At 68.3% G+C, this 16,539-nt stretch carries 9 protein-coding genes; 6 read left to right on the top strand and 3 right to left on the bottom strand.

Features of this window, described 5'->3' with window-relative positions; all coding sequences use genetic code 11:
• From AC07VX_RS22465 to AC07VX_RS22475, 3 genes are all read right to left on the bottom strand, one after another.
• A complete protein-coding gene (locus AC07VX_RS22465) occupies positions 1-1,776 on the bottom strand; it encodes a serine/threonine protein kinase (RefSeq protein WP_493167268.1) in 1,776 nt (591 codons plus the stop codon).
• 132 nt (positions 1,777-1,908) lie between these two features.
• Positions 1,909-5,742, bottom strand: coding sequence for an ATP-dependent RNA helicase HrpA (hrpA, locus tag AC07VX_RS22470; RefSeq protein ID WP_493167269.1), 3,834 nt, complete (start codon positions 5,740-5,742; stop codon positions 1,909-1,911).
• Between the two features lie 25 nt (positions 5,743-5,767).
• Entirely contained in the window at positions 5,768-6,160 is a 393-nt protein-coding gene (locus AC07VX_RS22475; RefSeq protein WP_493167270.1) for a VOC family protein, read from the bottom strand.
• A gap of 87 nt (positions 6,161-6,247) precedes the next feature.
• On the opposite strand from AC07VX_RS22475, the gene argA reads away from it, so the two are divergent.
• The 6 genes from argA (at position 6,248) to rpoD (ending at position 16,516) form a co-directional block, all read left to right on the top strand.
• Positions 6,248-7,591 (top strand): amino-acid N-acetyltransferase, encoded by a 1,344-nt coding sequence (gene argA / locus AC07VX_RS22480; protein WP_493167271.1) that lies wholly within the window; start codon positions 6,248-6,250, stop codon positions 7,589-7,591.
• Between the two features lie 79 nt (positions 7,592-7,670).
• A complete protein-coding gene (locus AC07VX_RS22485) occupies positions 7,671-7,949 on the top strand; it encodes an oxidative damage protection protein (RefSeq protein ID WP_493167272.1) in 279 nt (92 codons plus the stop codon).
• A 300-nt stretch (positions 7,950-8,249) separates the two neighbouring features.
• Complete coding sequence (locus AC07VX_RS22490; RefSeq protein ID WP_493167273.1) at positions 8,250-8,546, top strand: H-NS histone family protein; 297 nt, start codon at positions 8,250-8,252, stop codon at positions 8,544-8,546.
• A 322-nt stretch (positions 8,547-8,868) separates the two neighbouring features.
• Positions 8,869-12,033 carry a putative bifunctional diguanylate cyclase/phosphodiesterase gene (locus tag AC07VX_RS22495; protein WP_493167274.1) on the top strand — a complete coding sequence of 1,055 codons (3,165 nt, stop codon included), beginning with the start codon at positions 8,869-8,871 and terminating at the stop codon, positions 12,031-12,033.
• A 9-nt stretch (positions 12,034-12,042) separates the two neighbouring features.
• Entirely contained in the window at positions 12,043-13,935 is a 1,893-nt protein-coding gene (gene dnaG, locus AC07VX_RS22500) for a DNA primase (protein WP_493167275.1), read from the top strand.
• A 337-nt stretch (positions 13,936-14,272) separates the two neighbouring features.
• On the top strand, positions 14,273-16,516 hold the full coding sequence (gene rpoD / locus AC07VX_RS22505) for an RNA polymerase sigma factor RpoD (RefSeq protein ID WP_493167276.1): 2,244 nt from the start codon (positions 14,273-14,275) through the stop codon (positions 16,514-16,516).
• The last annotated feature ends 23 nt before the right edge of the window (positions 16,517-16,539 follow it).

Consider the following 16,539-nt stretch of genomic DNA (forward strand, 5'->3'; position numbering starts at 1 on the left):
TCAGGAGCCGCCGCGGGCGGACAGGCGCTCGCGCAGCGAGGCAGCAGGCTGGGTGTCTTCGCCGGGCTCCGCGGCAGCGGCCGGCGGCTTGTGCGCCCCCGGGTTGAGCGCCTCCATCACCTCTCGCAGCCCGACGCCCAGCGCCTTGGCATAGCGCCGCGTAGCCATCTCCAGGCCCGGGCGGCGGCGCGCCTCGGGCAAGCCGAGAGCGTCGATCAGCTCGTTGGCGAAGCTGCAGGTCAGGCGAATGGTGTCCGCATCGCTGCGCGGCGGGTGCACGGCGGCGTCCAGCGGCTGGCGGCGGACCATCTGCAGCAGCTCGTCGCCCAGGCCCCAGTGGCGGGCGACGGCGATGCCCAGCGCGTCCAGGTCGCAGCCGAGCACGGCGTAGGCCGCGGCCTGCTCGCTCATGGCCGGCGGGTTGGGCTGCTCCTCGGTGGGCTCGGGCGGCACCATGAGCTGGCGGATCTGCTGGGCGTCATCGGGGAAGTGGTACTGCAGCAGCAGCCGGCCGAGGTTCTGCATGACGGTGATGAGATGCACCACCTCCGCGTCATAGCCCGCCGGCCGCAGGGACTGGGCGACCTGGGCGGCCTTCGTGACGCGGGCCATCAGCTGGCGCAGCATCTCGGCGGCCACCGGCGGCAGCGGCCCCGGCCAGGGCTTGAGCGAGTTGGCTGCGTACTGCAGGCCATCGAGGCCCAGCATCTGGATGGCGCGCTGCATGTTGAGCACCGTCTCGCCCTGGTGGCCGGCCTGCTTGAGCGCGTTGTTGACGCGGCGCACCAGCTCCAGGCTCAGGGCCATGTCCTTCAACACGAACTCGGACAACGCGCTGGCGTGCTGGGACTCCAGGCCCGAGCCGCCCGTGAAGCGGTGCAGGCCGGACGTCGTCGTCGGCAGGTGGCCGACGCGCTGCAGCTTGTCCAGCAGCAGCACGACGGGGCCGCCGCTGTCGTAGGCCGCTGCCTGACGCCAGCCGTCCAGGGCGCGCCAGAAGCTGCGCGCGAGGTGGTAGCGCTGGCGCAGCTGGCGGTCGGTGGCGCGGTTGCAGATCGCGCGCAGCGGATCGGGGATGGGGTGCGGCGTCTCCCAGCCCAGGCGCACCAGCTCGCGGCCCACCGGCTGCATCTGCTGCACGACATGCTGCAGGTCGTTCTCCTCCAGCACGGGCTTGCCGCTGAGGATGCGGTGCAGCAGCAGGCCGACGCAGAGCACGTCTTCCTCGGCCGACTCGCGCACCGCACGGCGGGTCACGGCGTTGAAGTCGACGGTGGCGGGAAAGACTTCCTGGGCGACCTCCAGGCCGACCAGACGCACCTTGTCATGCGCGTCGATGATCACGCAGGCTGTCTGGATGTCGCGATGGGCATGGCCGGCCTCGTGCGCGAAGGCCAGCCCCTCCAGCAGCTGGGCGATCCAGCCCGCCGCATCGATGGGCAGGGGGGCGTTCTGGCGGGCCAGGCGTTCGTCCAGCGTTTCGCCCAGGGCGCGGTCGTAGGCCACGTAGGGCCAGCTTTCGACCTGGCCGATCTCGAAGACCGGCGCGAGGTTGGGATGCTGCACCCGCTCGCCGCCCTGGGCCATGCGCAGCCAGTGCTCCAGGGCCGACGCGCTGTTGGGCTTCTCGCGCGGCATGCACAGCATCAGCTCCTGGCCGTGGCGGGCGTCGAAGACGCGCCAGATCAGGCTGCGGGCGCTCTTGGACAGCAGGGCGCGCAGCTCGAAGCGGCCGAAGCTCCGCAGCGGGGTCGAGGCAGGGCTGGTTTCAGGCACGGCAGACGGGGCGGGGCTGTAACAGTTGGTGACCCTGCATTGGACTCCAGGCTAGACGGGCCAGGCTTGCAGCCAAGCGTCGAAATGCGACGGATTTCCACCCCAGCCATCCACGAACAAGGCCGGCGTGCATCAGCTCACGATCTGGGCCCAGACTTTATCGAGCCGTTTGACGCTCACCGGCTGGGGTGTGCGCAACTCCTGGGCGAACAGGCTGACGCGCAATTCCTCCAGCTGCCAGCGGAAATCGTCCAGCCGAGCATCGCGCACACCCTTGAGCTCTGCAAGCCGGCGCGTGTAACGCTGCTCCAGCGGCCTGACCTCGCCCATCAGCTTGGCATCGCGGTCCGCGTCGGCGCGCGCTTTGTCCAGCCGCGCCGTGACGGCCTTCAGATAGCGCGGCAGGTGCTGCAGCTGAGCCCAGGGCGTGTCCAGCGCGAAGCGCTTGGGCACCAGGCGCTGCAGTTGGGCGGCGATGTCGTCGCCCACGTCCTTGGCCGGGCGCGAGTCCTTGAGCTTGCGGCTGGCGTTGGCCAGCTCCTGCAGCACGGCATGCACGGCGCGGGCCACCTCCTGGGCGATCAGGTTGAGGCGGCTGCGGCCTTCCTCGATGCGTTTCCTGAAGCCGATCGCGTCGGTGGGCAGCGGGTCGCCCAGGAAAGCGCGGTCCAGCGCGACACCGATGATCTGGTCACGCAGCTCCTCGGCCGTGCCCAGGCCCATGAAGAGCACCGACATGCGCTGCAGGTCGGGGATGTTCTTCTCCAGGAACTTCAGCGGCTCCTTGAGCTGCAGCGCGATGAGCCGGCGCAGGCCGGCGCGGTGCCTGGCGGCGGCGACCTCGGGCTCGTCGAAGACCTCGATCTCGACCGCGTTGCCCTTGTCGATCAGCGCCGGGAAGCCGATCAGCGTCTGGCCGCCCTTGCGCACCTCCAGCAGCTCGGGCAGCTCGCCGAAGGTCCAGTCGGTATAGGTCTGACTGGCGTCGCGCGCCGGCGCGGCAGGCTTGACGACCTCGGCGCGGATGCCGCGTTCGGGTTGAGGCTTGGGTGGCGCTTCTGCGGCCGGCAGCTTCAAAGCCGCCAGCGCCTGGAAGGCCGACCTCGCCTGCCCGCCCAGCTCCGCCTTCAGCGCGGCAAGCTGACGTCCCTGGCCGAGCTGGCGGCCATGCTCGTCCACCACGCGGAAGTTCATGAACAGATGCGGCGCCAGCTGCTCGAGCTTGAAGTCGTTGCGCTGCACGGCGATCTGGCTGCGGTCCTTCACGGCCCTGAGCAGCGTGTCCACCAGGCCGCCCTGGCAGAAGGGCTGCAGCTCGATGAACTCGGCCACGAAGTCCGGCAGCGGCGTCAGCCGCGCCCGCGGCTTCTGGTGCAGGCTCTTCAGCAGGGCCGTCACCTTGGCGGCCAGCATGCCGGGCACGAGCCACTCGGCGCGCTCCTCGCTGACCTGGTTGAGCGCAAAGATGGGCACGGTCACCGTCAGGCCGTCGCGCGGGTCGCCCGGCTGGTGCAGATAGCTGGCCGCGCAGTCCACGCCGCCCAGGCGGATGACCTTGGGGAAGGCCTCGCTGGTGACGCCGGCCGCCTCGTGGCGCATCAGCTCGTCCTGGCTGAGCTGCAACAGTTTGTCATTGCCCTTGCTGGCCTCCCGCCACCACTTCAGTAGCGTGGCGCCGGAGAACACGTGCGCCGGCAGCTTGTCCTCGTAGAAGGCATAGATCAGCTCGTCATCGACCAGCACGTCCTGGCGGCGCGACTTGTGCTCCAACGCCTCGACCTTGCTGATCTGGCGGCGGTTGTGGCCCAGGAAGGGCAACTGCTTGACGAGGTCTTCGGGCAGGTCGTCGTTGACCAGGCCCTCGCGGATGAAGATCTCGCGCGCCGCCTTGGCGTCTACGCGGCCGAAGTTCACGCGCTTGTTGCTGTACAGCACGATGCCGTAGAGCGTGGCCCGCTCCAGCGCCACGACCTCGGCGGCCTTCTTCTCCCAGTGCGGCTCCAGCAGCTGGGTCTTAATGAGGTGGCCGGCGATGGGCGGCAGCCACTGCGGCTCGATGTTCGCAAGGCCTCGGCCGTAAAGCCGTGACGTGTCCACCAGTTCGGCCGCGACGATCCAGCGGCCCGGCTTCTTGCTCAGGTGGGCGCCGGGGTGGCGCCAGAACTTGATGCCGCGCGCGCCAAGGTACCAGTCCTCGTCATCGCTCTTCTGGCCGATGTTGCCCAGCAGGCCCGACAGCATCGACAGGTGGACCTGCTCGTAGGTGGCCGGGCTCTGGTTCAGGCGCCAGCCGTGCTCGGCCACCACCGTCTGCAGCTGCGAATGCACATCGCGCCACTCCCGCACGCGGCGCGGGCTGACGAAGTTCTCGCGCAGCAGGGCCTCGTGCTTGCGGTGGGACAGCTTGTGCTCGCCCTCGCCGCCCTTGCTGTCGCCCAGCCATTTCCAGAGCTTGAGATAGCCCATGAACTCCGACTTCTCATCGTCGAACTTCTTGTGCTTCTCGTCGGCGGCCTGAGCCTGCTCCTGCGGGCGGTCGCGCACGTCCTGGCCCGACAGGGCCGACGCGATGACCAGCACCTCCGTCAGCGCGTCGCGGGTGCGGGCTTCCAAAATCATGCGTCCGACGCGCGGGTCCAGCGGCAGGCGCGACAGCTCCTTGCCCAGGGCTGTGAGCTCGTTGGCGTCGTCGGTGGCCCCCAGCTCGTTGAGCAGCTGGTAGCCGTCGGCGATGGCCTTGGGGCGCGGCGCCTCGATGAAGGGGAAACGCTCCACCTCGCCCAGGTGCAGCGACTTCATGCGCAGGATGACACCGGCGAGTGACGAGCGCAGGATTTCGGGGTCCGTGAAGCGCGGGCGCTCGTTGAACTCCTTCTCGCTGTACAGCCGCACGCAGATGCCGTTGGACACGCGGCCGCAGCGGCCGGCGCGCTGGTTGGCGGCCGCCTGGCTGATGTTCTCGATCAGCAGCTGCTCGACCTTGTTGCGGTAGCTGTAGCGCTTGACGCGCGCCAGGCCGGGGTCGATGACGTAGCGGATGCCCGGCACCGTGAGTGACGTCTCGGCAACGTTGGTGGCCAGCACGATGCGGCGCGCGCCGTGGGGCTCGAAGACCTTGTTCTGGTCAGCCTCGGACAGACGCGAGAACAGCGGCAGGATGTCCACGCCCGGCGGGTGGTGCTTGCGCAGCGCCTCGGCGGCCTCGCGGATCTCACGCTCGCCGGGCAGGAAGACCAGCACGTCGCCCCCACCCTCGCGCCACAGCTCGTCCACGGCGTCGCAGATGGCGTTGTTGAGGTCGTACTCGCGGCTTTCCTCGAAGGGGCGGTAGCGCTGCTCGACGGGAAACAGGCGCCCGGACACCATCAGCACCGGCGCCGGGCCCTTGGCAGACTCGAAGTGCCTGGCGAAGCGCTCCGCGTCGATGGTGGCCGAGGTGACGACGATCTTCAGGTCCGGCCGGCGCGGCAGCAGCTCGCGCAGGTAGCCCAGCAGGAAGTCGATGTTGAGGCTGCGCTCGTGAGCCTCGTCGATGATCAGCGTGTCGTAGGCGCGCAGCAGCGGGTCGCTCTGCGTCTCGGCCAGCAGGATGCCGTCCGTCATCAGCTTGACCGAGGCACCCCTGGAGAGGCGGTCCTGGAAGCGGACCTTGTAGCCGACGACATCGCCCAAGGGCGTGTTCAGCTCTTCGGCGATGCGCTTGGCCACGCTGCTGGCGGCAATCCGCCGCGGCTGGGTGTGGCCGATCAGCCCGCCGCCGTTGACTCGGCCGCGGCCCATGGCCAGCGCGATCTTAGGGAGCTGTGTCGTCTTGCCGGAACCGGTCTCGCCGCAGACGATGACGACCTGATGGTCGGCCATCGCCCGCGCGATCTCGTCGCGCCGCGCCGAGACGGGCAGCGATTCGGGAAAGGAAATGGAAAGAGCCGGTTGAGGCAACCGGCTCTCGGGTCGTTCGGAATTCATTGAGGCGGGATTGTCCCGCAGAGCGTCACTCCGTTCGCGGGAAGTAGCTGATGACCTGGATGACGGCGCCCTGCGGGTCCTGCAGCACGGCCATGCGGCCCACGGTCGGGATGTCGAACGGCCCGGCGCAGACGGTACCGCCCAGGCTCCTGGCCTTCTCGACCGTGGCGTCACAGGACTCGACCGTCACATAGGCGCCCCACATCGCCGGCCCGGGTGCCGGCGGCGTCATGACGCCGCCCACCGCCACCTCGCCCACCTTTATGACGTGGTAGTCGCCCTGCCCCATGTTCATCGTGTCGAAGGTCCAGCCGAACAGGCCGCCGTAGTACTCGCAGGCAGCCTTGGGGTCGGATGTGCCCAACTCGTTCCAGCTGAAGGCGCCGGGGGTCATGTAGACGTCTTGGTAGTCCTTCATCGCGGTCTCCGGGTGGTTAAACGACGATCCTCCGACCCGGATATGACAGCGTCAAGTGACCCAAGTCAGGCTTCACAATTCGCTCCCATGAGCGGTCTCGTCTTCCCCCACACCTTCGTGCCCTGGTTCCGCGCCGTGGCGCCCTACATCCACGCCTACCGCGGCGAAACCTTCGTCGTCGGCATGCCGGGTGAACTGGTCGCCGCCGGCAAGCTCAACGCCTTCGTGCAGGACCTGGCCATCCTGCACGCCATGGGCATCAAGATCGTGCTGGTGCACGGCTTCCGGCCCCAGGTGAACGAACAACTCGCCGCCAAGGGTCAGACACCCCGCTACAGCCACGGCCGCCGCATCACCGACGCCGTCGCGCTGGACTGCGCCCAGGAGGCCGCCGGCCAGCTGCGATTCGAGATCGAGGCCGCCTTCAGCCAGGGCCTGCCCAACACGCCCATGGCCAACGCCACCGTGCGTGTTGTCTCGGGCAATTTCCTGACCGCCCGGCCGGTCGGCATCGTCGACGGCGTGGACTTCCAGCATTCCGGCCTGGTGCGCAAGGTCGACGGTGCGGCCATCCAGCGCGCCATCGACATCGGCGCCGTCGTGCTGCTGTCGCCCTTCGGTTTCTCGCCCACCGGCGAGGCCTTCAACCTGGGCATGGAAGACGTGGCCACATCCGCCGCCATCGCGCTGCAGGCCGACAAGCTGCTGTTCGTCTGCGAATCCGCCGGCGTGCCGGAAAACCCCGACGACCTGGAAAGCCCCATCGACACCGAACTGGCCCTGGCAGATGCCGAGCGCATGCTGGCCAAGGCTCCGCCCTACCCGGCGCCCACCGATGCGGCCTTCTACCTCAGCCACTGCGCCGAGGCCTGCCGCGCCGGCGTCGAGCGCTCCCACATCATCCCGTTCGCCGTGGATGGCGCGCTGCTGCAGGAGGTCTACACCCACGACGGCATCGGCACCATGGTCGTCGACGAGAAGCTGGAGAGCCTGCGCGAGGCCAGCTCCGACGACGTGGCCGGCATCATCAAGCTCATCGAACCCTTCGAGCGCGACGGCACGCTCGTCAAGCGCAGCCGCACGGAGATCGAGCGCGATGCCGAGCTCTACACCGTCATCGAGCACGATGGCGTGATCTTCGGCTGCGCGGCGCTCTACCCCTACGTCGAGGCGCGCACCGCGGAAATGGCAGCCCTGACCGTCTCCACCGAAGTGCAGGGCCAGGGCGACGGCGATCGCCTGCTGAAAAGAATCGAGCAACGTGCCAAGGCCATGGGCCTGGACAGCATCTTTGTGCTGACGACGCGCACCATGCACTGGTTCATCAAACGCGGTTTCCAGCAGGTCGACCCGGAATGGCTGCCCGAGGAGCGCAAGCGCAAATACAACTGGGATCGGCGTTCGCTGGTGCTGGTCAAGAAATTCAACTAAGCCCCGGCCACCGCCCCCATTCGGCCGCCGCGCTACAGTGCCGGCCGTTTTCTCTTTCTCGCGTTCTCAGGAGTCCCCCATGCCCCGCACCGTTCAATGCGCCTATCTGAAGAAGGAAGCCGAAGGACTGGACTTCCCGCCCTACCCCGTGCATACCGAACTCGGCAAGAAGGTCTGGGAAAACGTCAGCAAAGAAGCCTGGGCCGCCTGGATGAAGCACCAGACCATGCTCGTCAATGAAAACCGCCTGAACCTCGCCGACCTGCGCGCCCGCCAATACCTGATGCGCCAGGCCGACCAGTTTTTCTTTGGCACCGGCGCCGAAACGGTGGCGGGCTACGTTCCCCCGGCGAACTGAATCCGGCTATTCGCGCAACACACCGTGGCATTCGTCACGGCAAATAGCGCCGGGCCGCGCGCCGCCACAGGGTAACTACGGCGCACCACCACCGGCCCGCCCAGAAAATCCACCGCAATCAAACCTGCAGCCCCTTTGGAAACCCGTCGCCGGCGCCCAACGAAAACTCTTGCCTGAATTCCTTACCCGCGATTTAATTCACCCACGGAGATAATCGGCAGGCTATCGAGCCCCGGCTCTCCGAGGCCTCGATGCCCGCATCGGGAGTCTCTCCGGTCAAATCGCAAGAGGAATAGCAGCATGTCCAATCTCAAGGAACTCCTGGCCCAACGCGCGGCCCTTGACGAGCAGATCAGCCAAACCAAGGAGCGCGAACGCAGCGAGGCTGTGGCCAAGGTCAAATCCCTGATGAGCGAATATGGCCTGACGGTGGCCGACCTCAGCATGCGGACGGTCAAGCCCATCAAGATCTCCAAGGTGGCCGCCAAATATCGCAACCAGGCCACCGGCGAAACCTGGAGCGGCCGCGGCCTGCAGCCCAAATGGCTGAAGGCGGCCATTGCCGGCGGCGCCAAGCTGACCGATTTCGCCGTCTGAACAGAATCGGCGGGCATTCGGACGCAAGCCGCCGCACCGGGCGCATCCCGATCGCAGTAAGCAGAATTCCCGACCGCAGCCATTGCGGCGCGGCATCCAGCAGGGCCATCCATCTACGGGATGGCCCTTTTCTATTGCGGCCAGCCCCGCGCCTAAAATTCACCATGTCCTTCGTCACGCTGTCCGGAATCAGATTCCGCGGGTTTTCCCCGGTCTCATGGCTCCGTACTGCCAGCGAGATTCCGCCCATGTCCATACGCTCCCACCCATGCCGCCGCGGTGCCGTGAAGGGCGCGGGAATGGGTCACCCCCGGGACTGAACATGGATTTCCATTCCAGCCCGCCCGATTCCGGCATCAACGAGCAGGGTGCGGACCTGAGCGCGCAGCCCCCGCCGACCACGACGCTGCCGCCCGGCCCCCGCCGCATCCACGACCGCCGCGGCTGGCGGCGGCTGCGCCGGGTGGGCCTGGCGGCAATGGCCGGCCTGGGGGGCGGTCTGGTGACCGCCTGGAGCCTCGCCACGGACGCCCTGCCGCCCTTGTTACGCCTGCCCCAGCCGGCCGGCGCGATGCCGGCCCAGGATCTGCTGATCCCCATGCTGCTGGCCGCCCTGGGCCTGCTGACGCTTTGGCGCCTCAGCGCCTGGGTGCTGCCGCTGGTGATGGCCGGGCTGTTCCTCGGAGCCGGCCTGCCCCATCTCTTCACGACAAAGCCCGACGCCGGCGCTGAGCTGGATCTGTTGATCTCCTCGCCCGTGCTGGCGGCGCTCGCGCTGCCCCTGCTGGCCGTCGTGCTGAACCGCACGCTGCTGCGGCGCCTGCGCCTGACCGGACAGCTGGCGGGCTGGCGGGAGGTCGGGCTCTTCGGTCTGTTGGCCGGCGTGACCGCTCCCGCACTGGCAGGCCTGCTGACGCTGGCCGCGCTGCTGGCGGCCGGCCTGTCCATGAGTGCCGCGGGCGCTGGCGCGCTGGAAATGGCCACGGCCTGGGCGCTGGGACTGCTCAGCGCCGGCACCTGCCTGCAGGCCAGCACGCAGCGGCCGCGTCGCGGCAGCCGCCGCGTGGCCCATGCGTTTGCGCTGGCCGCCGTTGCCGCCCAGACCGGCCTGGCCTGGCTGCCCCATGCCGGCGCCCTGCTGCTGCTGCCGCATCTGCTGCTCTGCCTGCACGCGCTGCAGGCCTCGCCGCGTGCCAACGCCCTGCTGGGCGCTGCACTGCTGGGCCTTTGGGCCGTCTGCGCGCCGCCGGACCCCGCGACCCACGCCCTCGGACTGGCTCTTGCCGCGCTGCCGCTGGCCATCGTCGCGCTGAGCCAGCAGCAGCTGCGCGACCGCGATGGCTGGCGCAGCGCCCTCGACGCCCAGGGCCTGGCGCTGGCCGAATGGCGGCTACCGGAGGGGCGGCGGCATGCCTCGGCGCGCTGGGTCGCGCTGACGACGCCGGTGAACGGCGCCTCCACCGGCAGCGCCCCGCTGGACTGGATCCGCCTGGCCCACCCACGGGACCGCGAGCCGGTGCGCCGCGCGCTGCGCGAGTTGCTCGCCGACCCGGAGCGCAAACACCTTGGCCTGTCGCTGCGCATGGCGGCCGATGGCGGCGACTGGCGCTGGCATGAACTGCAGGCTCATGTGCCGCTGCGGGATCGCCAGGGTCGCGCCCGCGGCCTCATCGCTTCGCTGGCCGACGTCAGCTGGCGCCACACGGCCGAGGAGCGCGAGCGCATGTCGGCCACGCTGTTCCAGCAGGCCAGCGAGGGCCTGGCCGTCGTCGACATCCAGTGGCGCATCGTCGAGGTCAACCCGGCCTATTGCGACATCCTGCATGCGTCGCGCGAGGCCCTGATCGGCCGCCCGGCCACCCCGCTGAGCCTGGCCAATCTGCAGCGCAGCGGCCACGAGCCGGCCGAGATCCAGGCCGAGCTCGCCGGCGGCATGACCTGGAGCGGCCAGCTGCAGGCCGAGCTGGACGACGGCGGCCGCCACGTCTTCGCGGCCAAGCTCAGCCCCGTGCCCGAGCCCGACGGCGTCAATCCGCGCTGGCGCCTGTTCAGCCTGACCGACCTCGGCGAGAGCCTGCGCCAGCAGGATCTGCTGCGCCGCCGCCTGCGCTACGACCTCGCCACCGGCCTGGCCAACCGCGACGAATTCATGCGCCTGCTGCAGCAGGCCATGGCCGCCGCCAACCGCGACGGCTTCAGGCTCGTCATCGCCATCATCGACCTGGACGACTTCGGCCGCGTGAACGCCGAGCACGGCCAACTCACCGCGGACGCCGTGCTGCAGCAGCTCAGCGGCCGCCTGCGGGCCACGCTGCGCGGCTCGCGCGGCGCCGAACCGGACACGGCCGACCAGCTCGCACGCCTGCATGGCGACGAATTCGCGGTGCTGATGCGGGTGCAGACGCCCGAGGAAGCCCAGCGCGGCGTGGAACGGCTGCTGACGGTGCTGTCGACGCCGGTGGCCGTCCGCGAGAGCCGCGTCGGCGATGGCCTGGCCATCGAGATCGGCGCCAGCCTGGGCGCCACCCTCTACCCGCAGGACGACGCCGACCCCGAAACCCTGCTGCGTCACGCCGGCCACGCCCTCTACCGCGCCAAGCACGCCGGCCGCGGCGGCATCCAGTTCCACGACCCGACGCTGGACCAGCGCGACGAGGCCGGCCTGATCGCACTGGCCCGGCTGCAGAAGGCGCTGGACAGCGAGGAGCTTCTGCTGCACTACCAGCCGCAGATCGACCTGCGCACCGGCCAGGTCATGGGTGTCGAGGCCCTGCTGCGCTGGCAGCACCCGGAGCGCGGCCTGCTTGCCCCGGCGCATTTCCTGCCGCTGATCGAAACGACCGGACTGGCCGTGCAGATCGGCGACTGGGTCATCGAAAAAGCCCTCACGCAGACGGCGGCCTGGCTGCACGCGGGCGTGAACGGCGGCAAGGGCCTGCCGGTCAGCGTGAACGTCGGCGCCCGCCAGCTGAGTCGCCACGATTTCCCGCAGCGCCTGCAGGAACTCATCCAGCGCCAGCCGCCCGAGGTGGCCCACCTGCTGCACCTGGACGTGCTGGAAGCCGATGCCCTGGCCGAGACGGCTGCCGCGCAGGCGCTGATCCAGCGCTGCCTGGGCCTGGGCGTGGGCATCGCGCTGGACGACTTCGGCGCCGGCTATTCGCGCCTGAGCTCGCTCAAGCGCCTGCCCGTGGACACCCTCAAGCTCGACCGCAGCTTCGTGCAGGGCATGCTGGGCGACGCCCAGGACCTGTCGCTGGTGGAGAGCGTCATCGGCCTGGCCCGCAACATCGGCTGCTCCGTGCTGGCCAAGGGCGTCGAGAGCCGCGCCCATGCCCGCGAGCTGCTGCGCCTGGGCTGCCGCCTCGGCCAGGGCAACGGCATCGCCGCCGCCATGCATCCCATGGCCCTGCCGGGCTGGATGGACGCCTTCGCCAACGGCGACTGGTCCGGGCAATTGCGCAGCCCCACGCAGGCGCCTCTTTAAACTCACGGGGTGATTCCCCAAGGCTTCATCCAGGATCTGCTGTCCCGCGTCGACATCGTCGACGTGGTGGGCCGTCACGTCGAGCTGAAGAAGGCAGGCGCCAACCACAAGGGCCTGTGCCCCTTCCACGGAGAGAAGTCACCCAGCTTCAACGTCAACGCCGTCCGTCAGACCTACCACTGCTTCGGCTGCGGCGTGCATGGCAACGCCATCGGCTTCCTGATGGAGCACACCGGCGCCAGCTTCGTCGAGGCCGTGGAAGACCTGGCCCAGCAGGTCGGCATGGTGGTGCCGCAGGACGAGCGCAGCCCCGAGCAGCGCGAGCGCGCCAAGGTCGAGAAGGCCAGACAGCAAAGCCTCACCGACGTGCTGGCCCGCGCGGCAGACTTCTACAAGGCCCGGCTGCGCGAGTCCGATCGGGCCATCCACTACCTCAAGGGACGCGGCCTGACCGGCCAGATCGCCGCCCGCTTCGGCCTGGGCTACGCCCCGGAAGGCTGGCGCTCGCTGGCCAGTGGCTTCCCGAGCTATGACGACCCGCAGCTGGTGGAGTGCGGCCTCGTGATCACGCCGGAGACAGAGCCCGGCCAGGACGCGAAGCGCTACGACCGCTTCCGCGACCGCATCATGTTTCCCATCCGCAACGTGCAGGGCGAGGTCATCGGCTTCGGCGGCCGGGTGCTGGACAAGGGCGAACCCAAATATCTGAACTCGCCGGAAACGCCCGTGTTCGTGAAGGGCCGGGAGCTCTACGGCCTGTTCGAGGGCCGCCAGGCGATCCGCCAGCGTGGCCATGTGCTGGTGGTGGAAGGCTACATGGACGTCGTCGCCCTGGCCCAGCACGGCATCGGCAACGCGGTGGCGACGCTCGGCACTGCGTGCACGGCCGACCACGTTCACAAGCTCTTCCGGCACACCGAGTCGGTCGTCTTCAGCTTCGACGGTGACGCCGCGGGCCGCCGCGCCGCCGGCCGCGCGCTGGAGGCCGCCCTGCCCCACGCGACGGAAACGCGCACGGTCAGGTTCCTCTTCCTGCCGCCGGAGCACGACCCCGACTCCTACGTCCGCGAGCTCGGTGCCGAGGCCTTCGAGCGCTGCATCGAGACGGCGGTGCCGCTGTCGCGCCAGCTCGTGGCCGTGGCCGGCGACGGTTGCGACCTCGGCACGCCCGAAGGCCGCGCCCGCATGCTCAAACAGGCCCGGCCGCTGTGGAACCTGTTGCCCGACAGCCTGCTGCGCCGCCAGCTGCTGGGTGAACTGGCCCGCCAGGGGCAGATGCCCGAAGCGGAATTGCAAGCCCTGTGGCTGGGTGAGCCTGCGCCTGCCGCCCCTGCCACCGAAACGGCTGCACCCGCCGAAAAACCGCGCTGGCAACCCAAGGGGGAATGGAAGCCCAAGGGCGAGTGGAAAGGCAAGAGCGACTGGAAGGCCCGCCGGGATGCCGAACCGCGCCCGGCAGGCCCGCGAGCCGCGCCCGCCACGGCCACCGACCACGCCACCCGCCTGCTGCTGCAGCACAGCGAGCTCTGGGAGACCCTTGCCGACGAGGATCGTGCACTGCTGCATGACCTGCCCGGCCTGCACGGCGAGCTCATCCAATGGCTGGAACGCCAGCTGACCCACCATGGCGCGACACCCTGGGCGGCCATCGAAGCGGGATTGACCGAAGCCGGCCTGGACGCCCGCGCCGCCCAGGTCATTCACCCGGTTCACGACCTGGGCGCCGATGCCAATCCGGCCAAGGAATTGACCGCGGCGCTTGCGAAGCTGCGGCGCGACCAGATCGACGCCGAGATCGCGAGCCTGCTGGCCAAGCCCTCGCTCAGCGAGGCCGACCGCCTGCGCTACCGCGAGCTGCGAGCCCGTGCGGACGAGTTCAAGGGCGGGGCTCAGGCGGGCTGACGTGCGGGTTTGTCCGAGCCATTTTTGACCTTCACGTGAATCTGGCAGATAATTCAACGTTTTCCGCGCGCGTCAACAAGAGTGACGGCAGAGAAATGCCGGAACCGGCCACCCAGCGACACTGGGCAACCCATCGAGGGTTTTGATGGCCAAAACATCCGCCAGCTCTGCATACCAAACGATCACGCCAGCTTGTTCGCGCCACGCCAGGGTCCCTCGCTGAAACCCTGACGACGAAAGCCACCGCCCCCATGCCCCGCCGGTTTGACGCCGAGCCCGGGCTGGCCGCGGTGGCTGCTGCATTTCTGAATTGACCGCGCAAACCCGAAGGACCTGCATGACCGCCAAGAAGACCGCGCCCAAGGCCAGCCCCGCTCCTGCCGAAGAACCCAAGAAGAAGACGGCCGTGAAGGCTGCAGCCGAAGCGCCCGCCAAGACTGCGAAGGCGGTGGCCAAGCCCGCTGCCAAGGCGGCCAAGGCCACGGAAGAGGACAAGCCCAAGCGCGGCCGCAAGCCCAAGGCGGAAACCACGTCCAAGAAGGCCGCCGGCAAGAAGGACGCCGAGGAAGAAGAAGACTTCTCCGACATTGACGCCGAGATCGAAGGCGAGGAGCCGGAAGCTGAAGAGACCGTTGCCGTCGAAGAGGAAACGGTCAAGGCCAAGCCGCTGCGCATGAAGGTCAGCCGCGCCAAGGAGCGCGCGCTGATGCGCGAGTTCGGCCTGGAAGAGACCGCGCTGACCGAAGAGGAAGCCCTCAAGCGCCGCAGCGAGCTGAAGACCCTCATCAAGATGGGCAAGACGCGTGGTTTCCTGACGCATCAGGAAATCAACGACCACCTGCCCGAAAAGCTGGTCAGCGAGGAAATCCTCGAAGCCATCGTGTCCATGCTCAACGACATGGGCATCGCGGTGTACGAGCAGGCGCCCGACGCCGCCACGCTGCTGATCCAGGGCAACACGACGGCCACGTCGACCGAGGAAGAAGCCGAAGAAGCCGCGGAAGCCGCGCTGTCCACGGTGGACTCCGAGTTCGGCCGCACGACCGACCCGGTGCGCATGTACATGCGCGAAATGGGCACTGTCGAACTTCTGACGCGTGAAGGCGAAATCGAGATCGCCAAGCGCATCGAAGGCGGCCTGCAGGCCATGATGCTGGCCATCTCGGCATCGCCGACGACCATCGCCCACATCCTCGAATACGCCACCAAGATCCGCGCAGGCGAGATGCAGATCTCCGACGTCGTCGACGGCTTCGTCGCCGAGGACGAAGCCGACGACTACGTGGCCGAGGAAGACTTCGACGAATTCGACGAGGAGGACGACGACGACGGCAACGGCGGCTCCAAGGCGCTGACCAAGAAGCTCGAAGAGCTGAAGAACGCCGCGCTGGTGAAACTGGACTCGATGTCCGCCGCCTTCGACAAGATGCGCAAGGCCTTCGAGAAGGAAGGCTACAAGTCGGTCTCCTACAACAAGGCCCAGCAGGCCATCAGCGCCGAGCTGATGACCATCCGCTTCACGGTCAAGACGATTGAAAAGCTCTGCGACATCCTGCGCAGCCAGGTGGACGACGTGCGCCGCTACGAGCGCGAGCTGCGCAAGATCGTGGTCGACAAGTGCGGCATGCCGCAGGAACACTTCATCAAGACCTTCCCGCCCAACGCGCTGAACCTGAAGTGGGCCGAGAAGGAAGTGGCTGCCGGCAAGCCGTACAGCGTCATCCTGAGCCGCAATCTGCCGCCCGTGCAGGAACTGCAGCAGAAGCTCATCGACATCCAGGCCAAGGCCGTGGTGCCGCTGGACGACCTGAAGGACATCAACAAGAAGATGAACGAGGGCGAGAAGGCCTCTCGTGACGCGAAGAAGGAAATGATCGAGGCCAACCTGCGCCTCGTGATCTCCATCGCCAAGAAGTACACCAACCGCGGCCTGCAGTTCCTGGACCTGATCCAGGAAGGCAATATCGGCCTGATGAAGGCGGTGGACAAGTTCGAATACCGCCGCGGCTACAAGTTCTCGACGTACGCGACGTGGTGGATCCGCCAGGCCATCACGCGCTCCATCGCCGACCAGGCCCGCACCATCCGCATCCCGGTTCACATGATCGAGACGATCAACAAGATGAACCGCATCTCGCGCCAGCACTTGCAGGAGTTCGGCTACGAGCCGGACGCCCCGACGCTGGCCGAGAAGATGGAGATCCCGGAAGACAAGATCCGCAAGATCATGAAGATCGCCAAGGAGCCGATCTCCATGGAGACGCCGATCGGCGACGACGACGACAGCCACCTGGGCGATTTCATCGAGGACACCAACAACACGGCGCCGATCGAGGCCGCCATGCAGGCCGGCCTGCGCGACGTGGTGAAGGACATCCTCGACTCGCTGACCCCGCGCGAAGCCAAGGTGCTGCGCATGCGCTTCGGTATCGAGATGCAGAGCGACCACACGCTGGAGGAAGTCGGCAAGCAGTTCGACGTCACGCGCGAGCGCATCCGCCAGATCGAGGCCAAGGCGATCCGCAAGCTGAAGCACCCGAGCCGCTCCGACAAGTTGCGTACTTACCTCGACAATCTGTGATCGCAACAAGGCCGGCCCGTCCG

The organism is Roseateles sp. GW821-FHT03B02 (genome assembly GCF_059421025.1).

What these genes read in the sequence shown, in the direction of transcription:
- hrpA (WP_493167269.1), bottom strand. Translation starts at nt 5,742, where the DNA reads ATGAATTCCGAACGACCCGAGAGCCGGTTGCCTCAACCGGCTCTTTCC.
- AC07VX_RS22475 (WP_493167270.1), bottom strand. Translation starts at nt 6,160, where the DNA reads ATGAAGGACTACCAAGACGTCTACATGACCCCCGGCGCCTTCAGCTGG.
- argA (WP_493167271.1), top strand. Translation starts at nt 6,248, where the DNA reads ATGAGCGGTCTCGTCTTCCCCCACACCTTCGTGCCCTGGTTCCGCGCC.
- AC07VX_RS22485 (WP_493167272.1), top strand. Translation starts at nt 7,671, where the DNA reads ATGCCCCGCACCGTTCAATGCGCCTATCTGAAGAAGGAAGCCGAAGGA.
- AC07VX_RS22490 (WP_493167273.1), top strand. Translation starts at nt 8,250, where the DNA reads ATGTCCAATCTCAAGGAACTCCTGGCCCAACGCGCGGCCCTTGACGAG.
- AC07VX_RS22495 (WP_493167274.1), top strand. Translation starts at nt 8,869, where the DNA reads ATGGATTTCCATTCCAGCCCGCCCGATTCCGGCATCAACGAGCAGGGT.
- rpoD (WP_493167276.1), top strand. Translation starts at nt 14,273, where the DNA reads ATGACCGCCAAGAAGACCGCGCCCAAGGCCAGCCCCGCTCCTGCCGAA.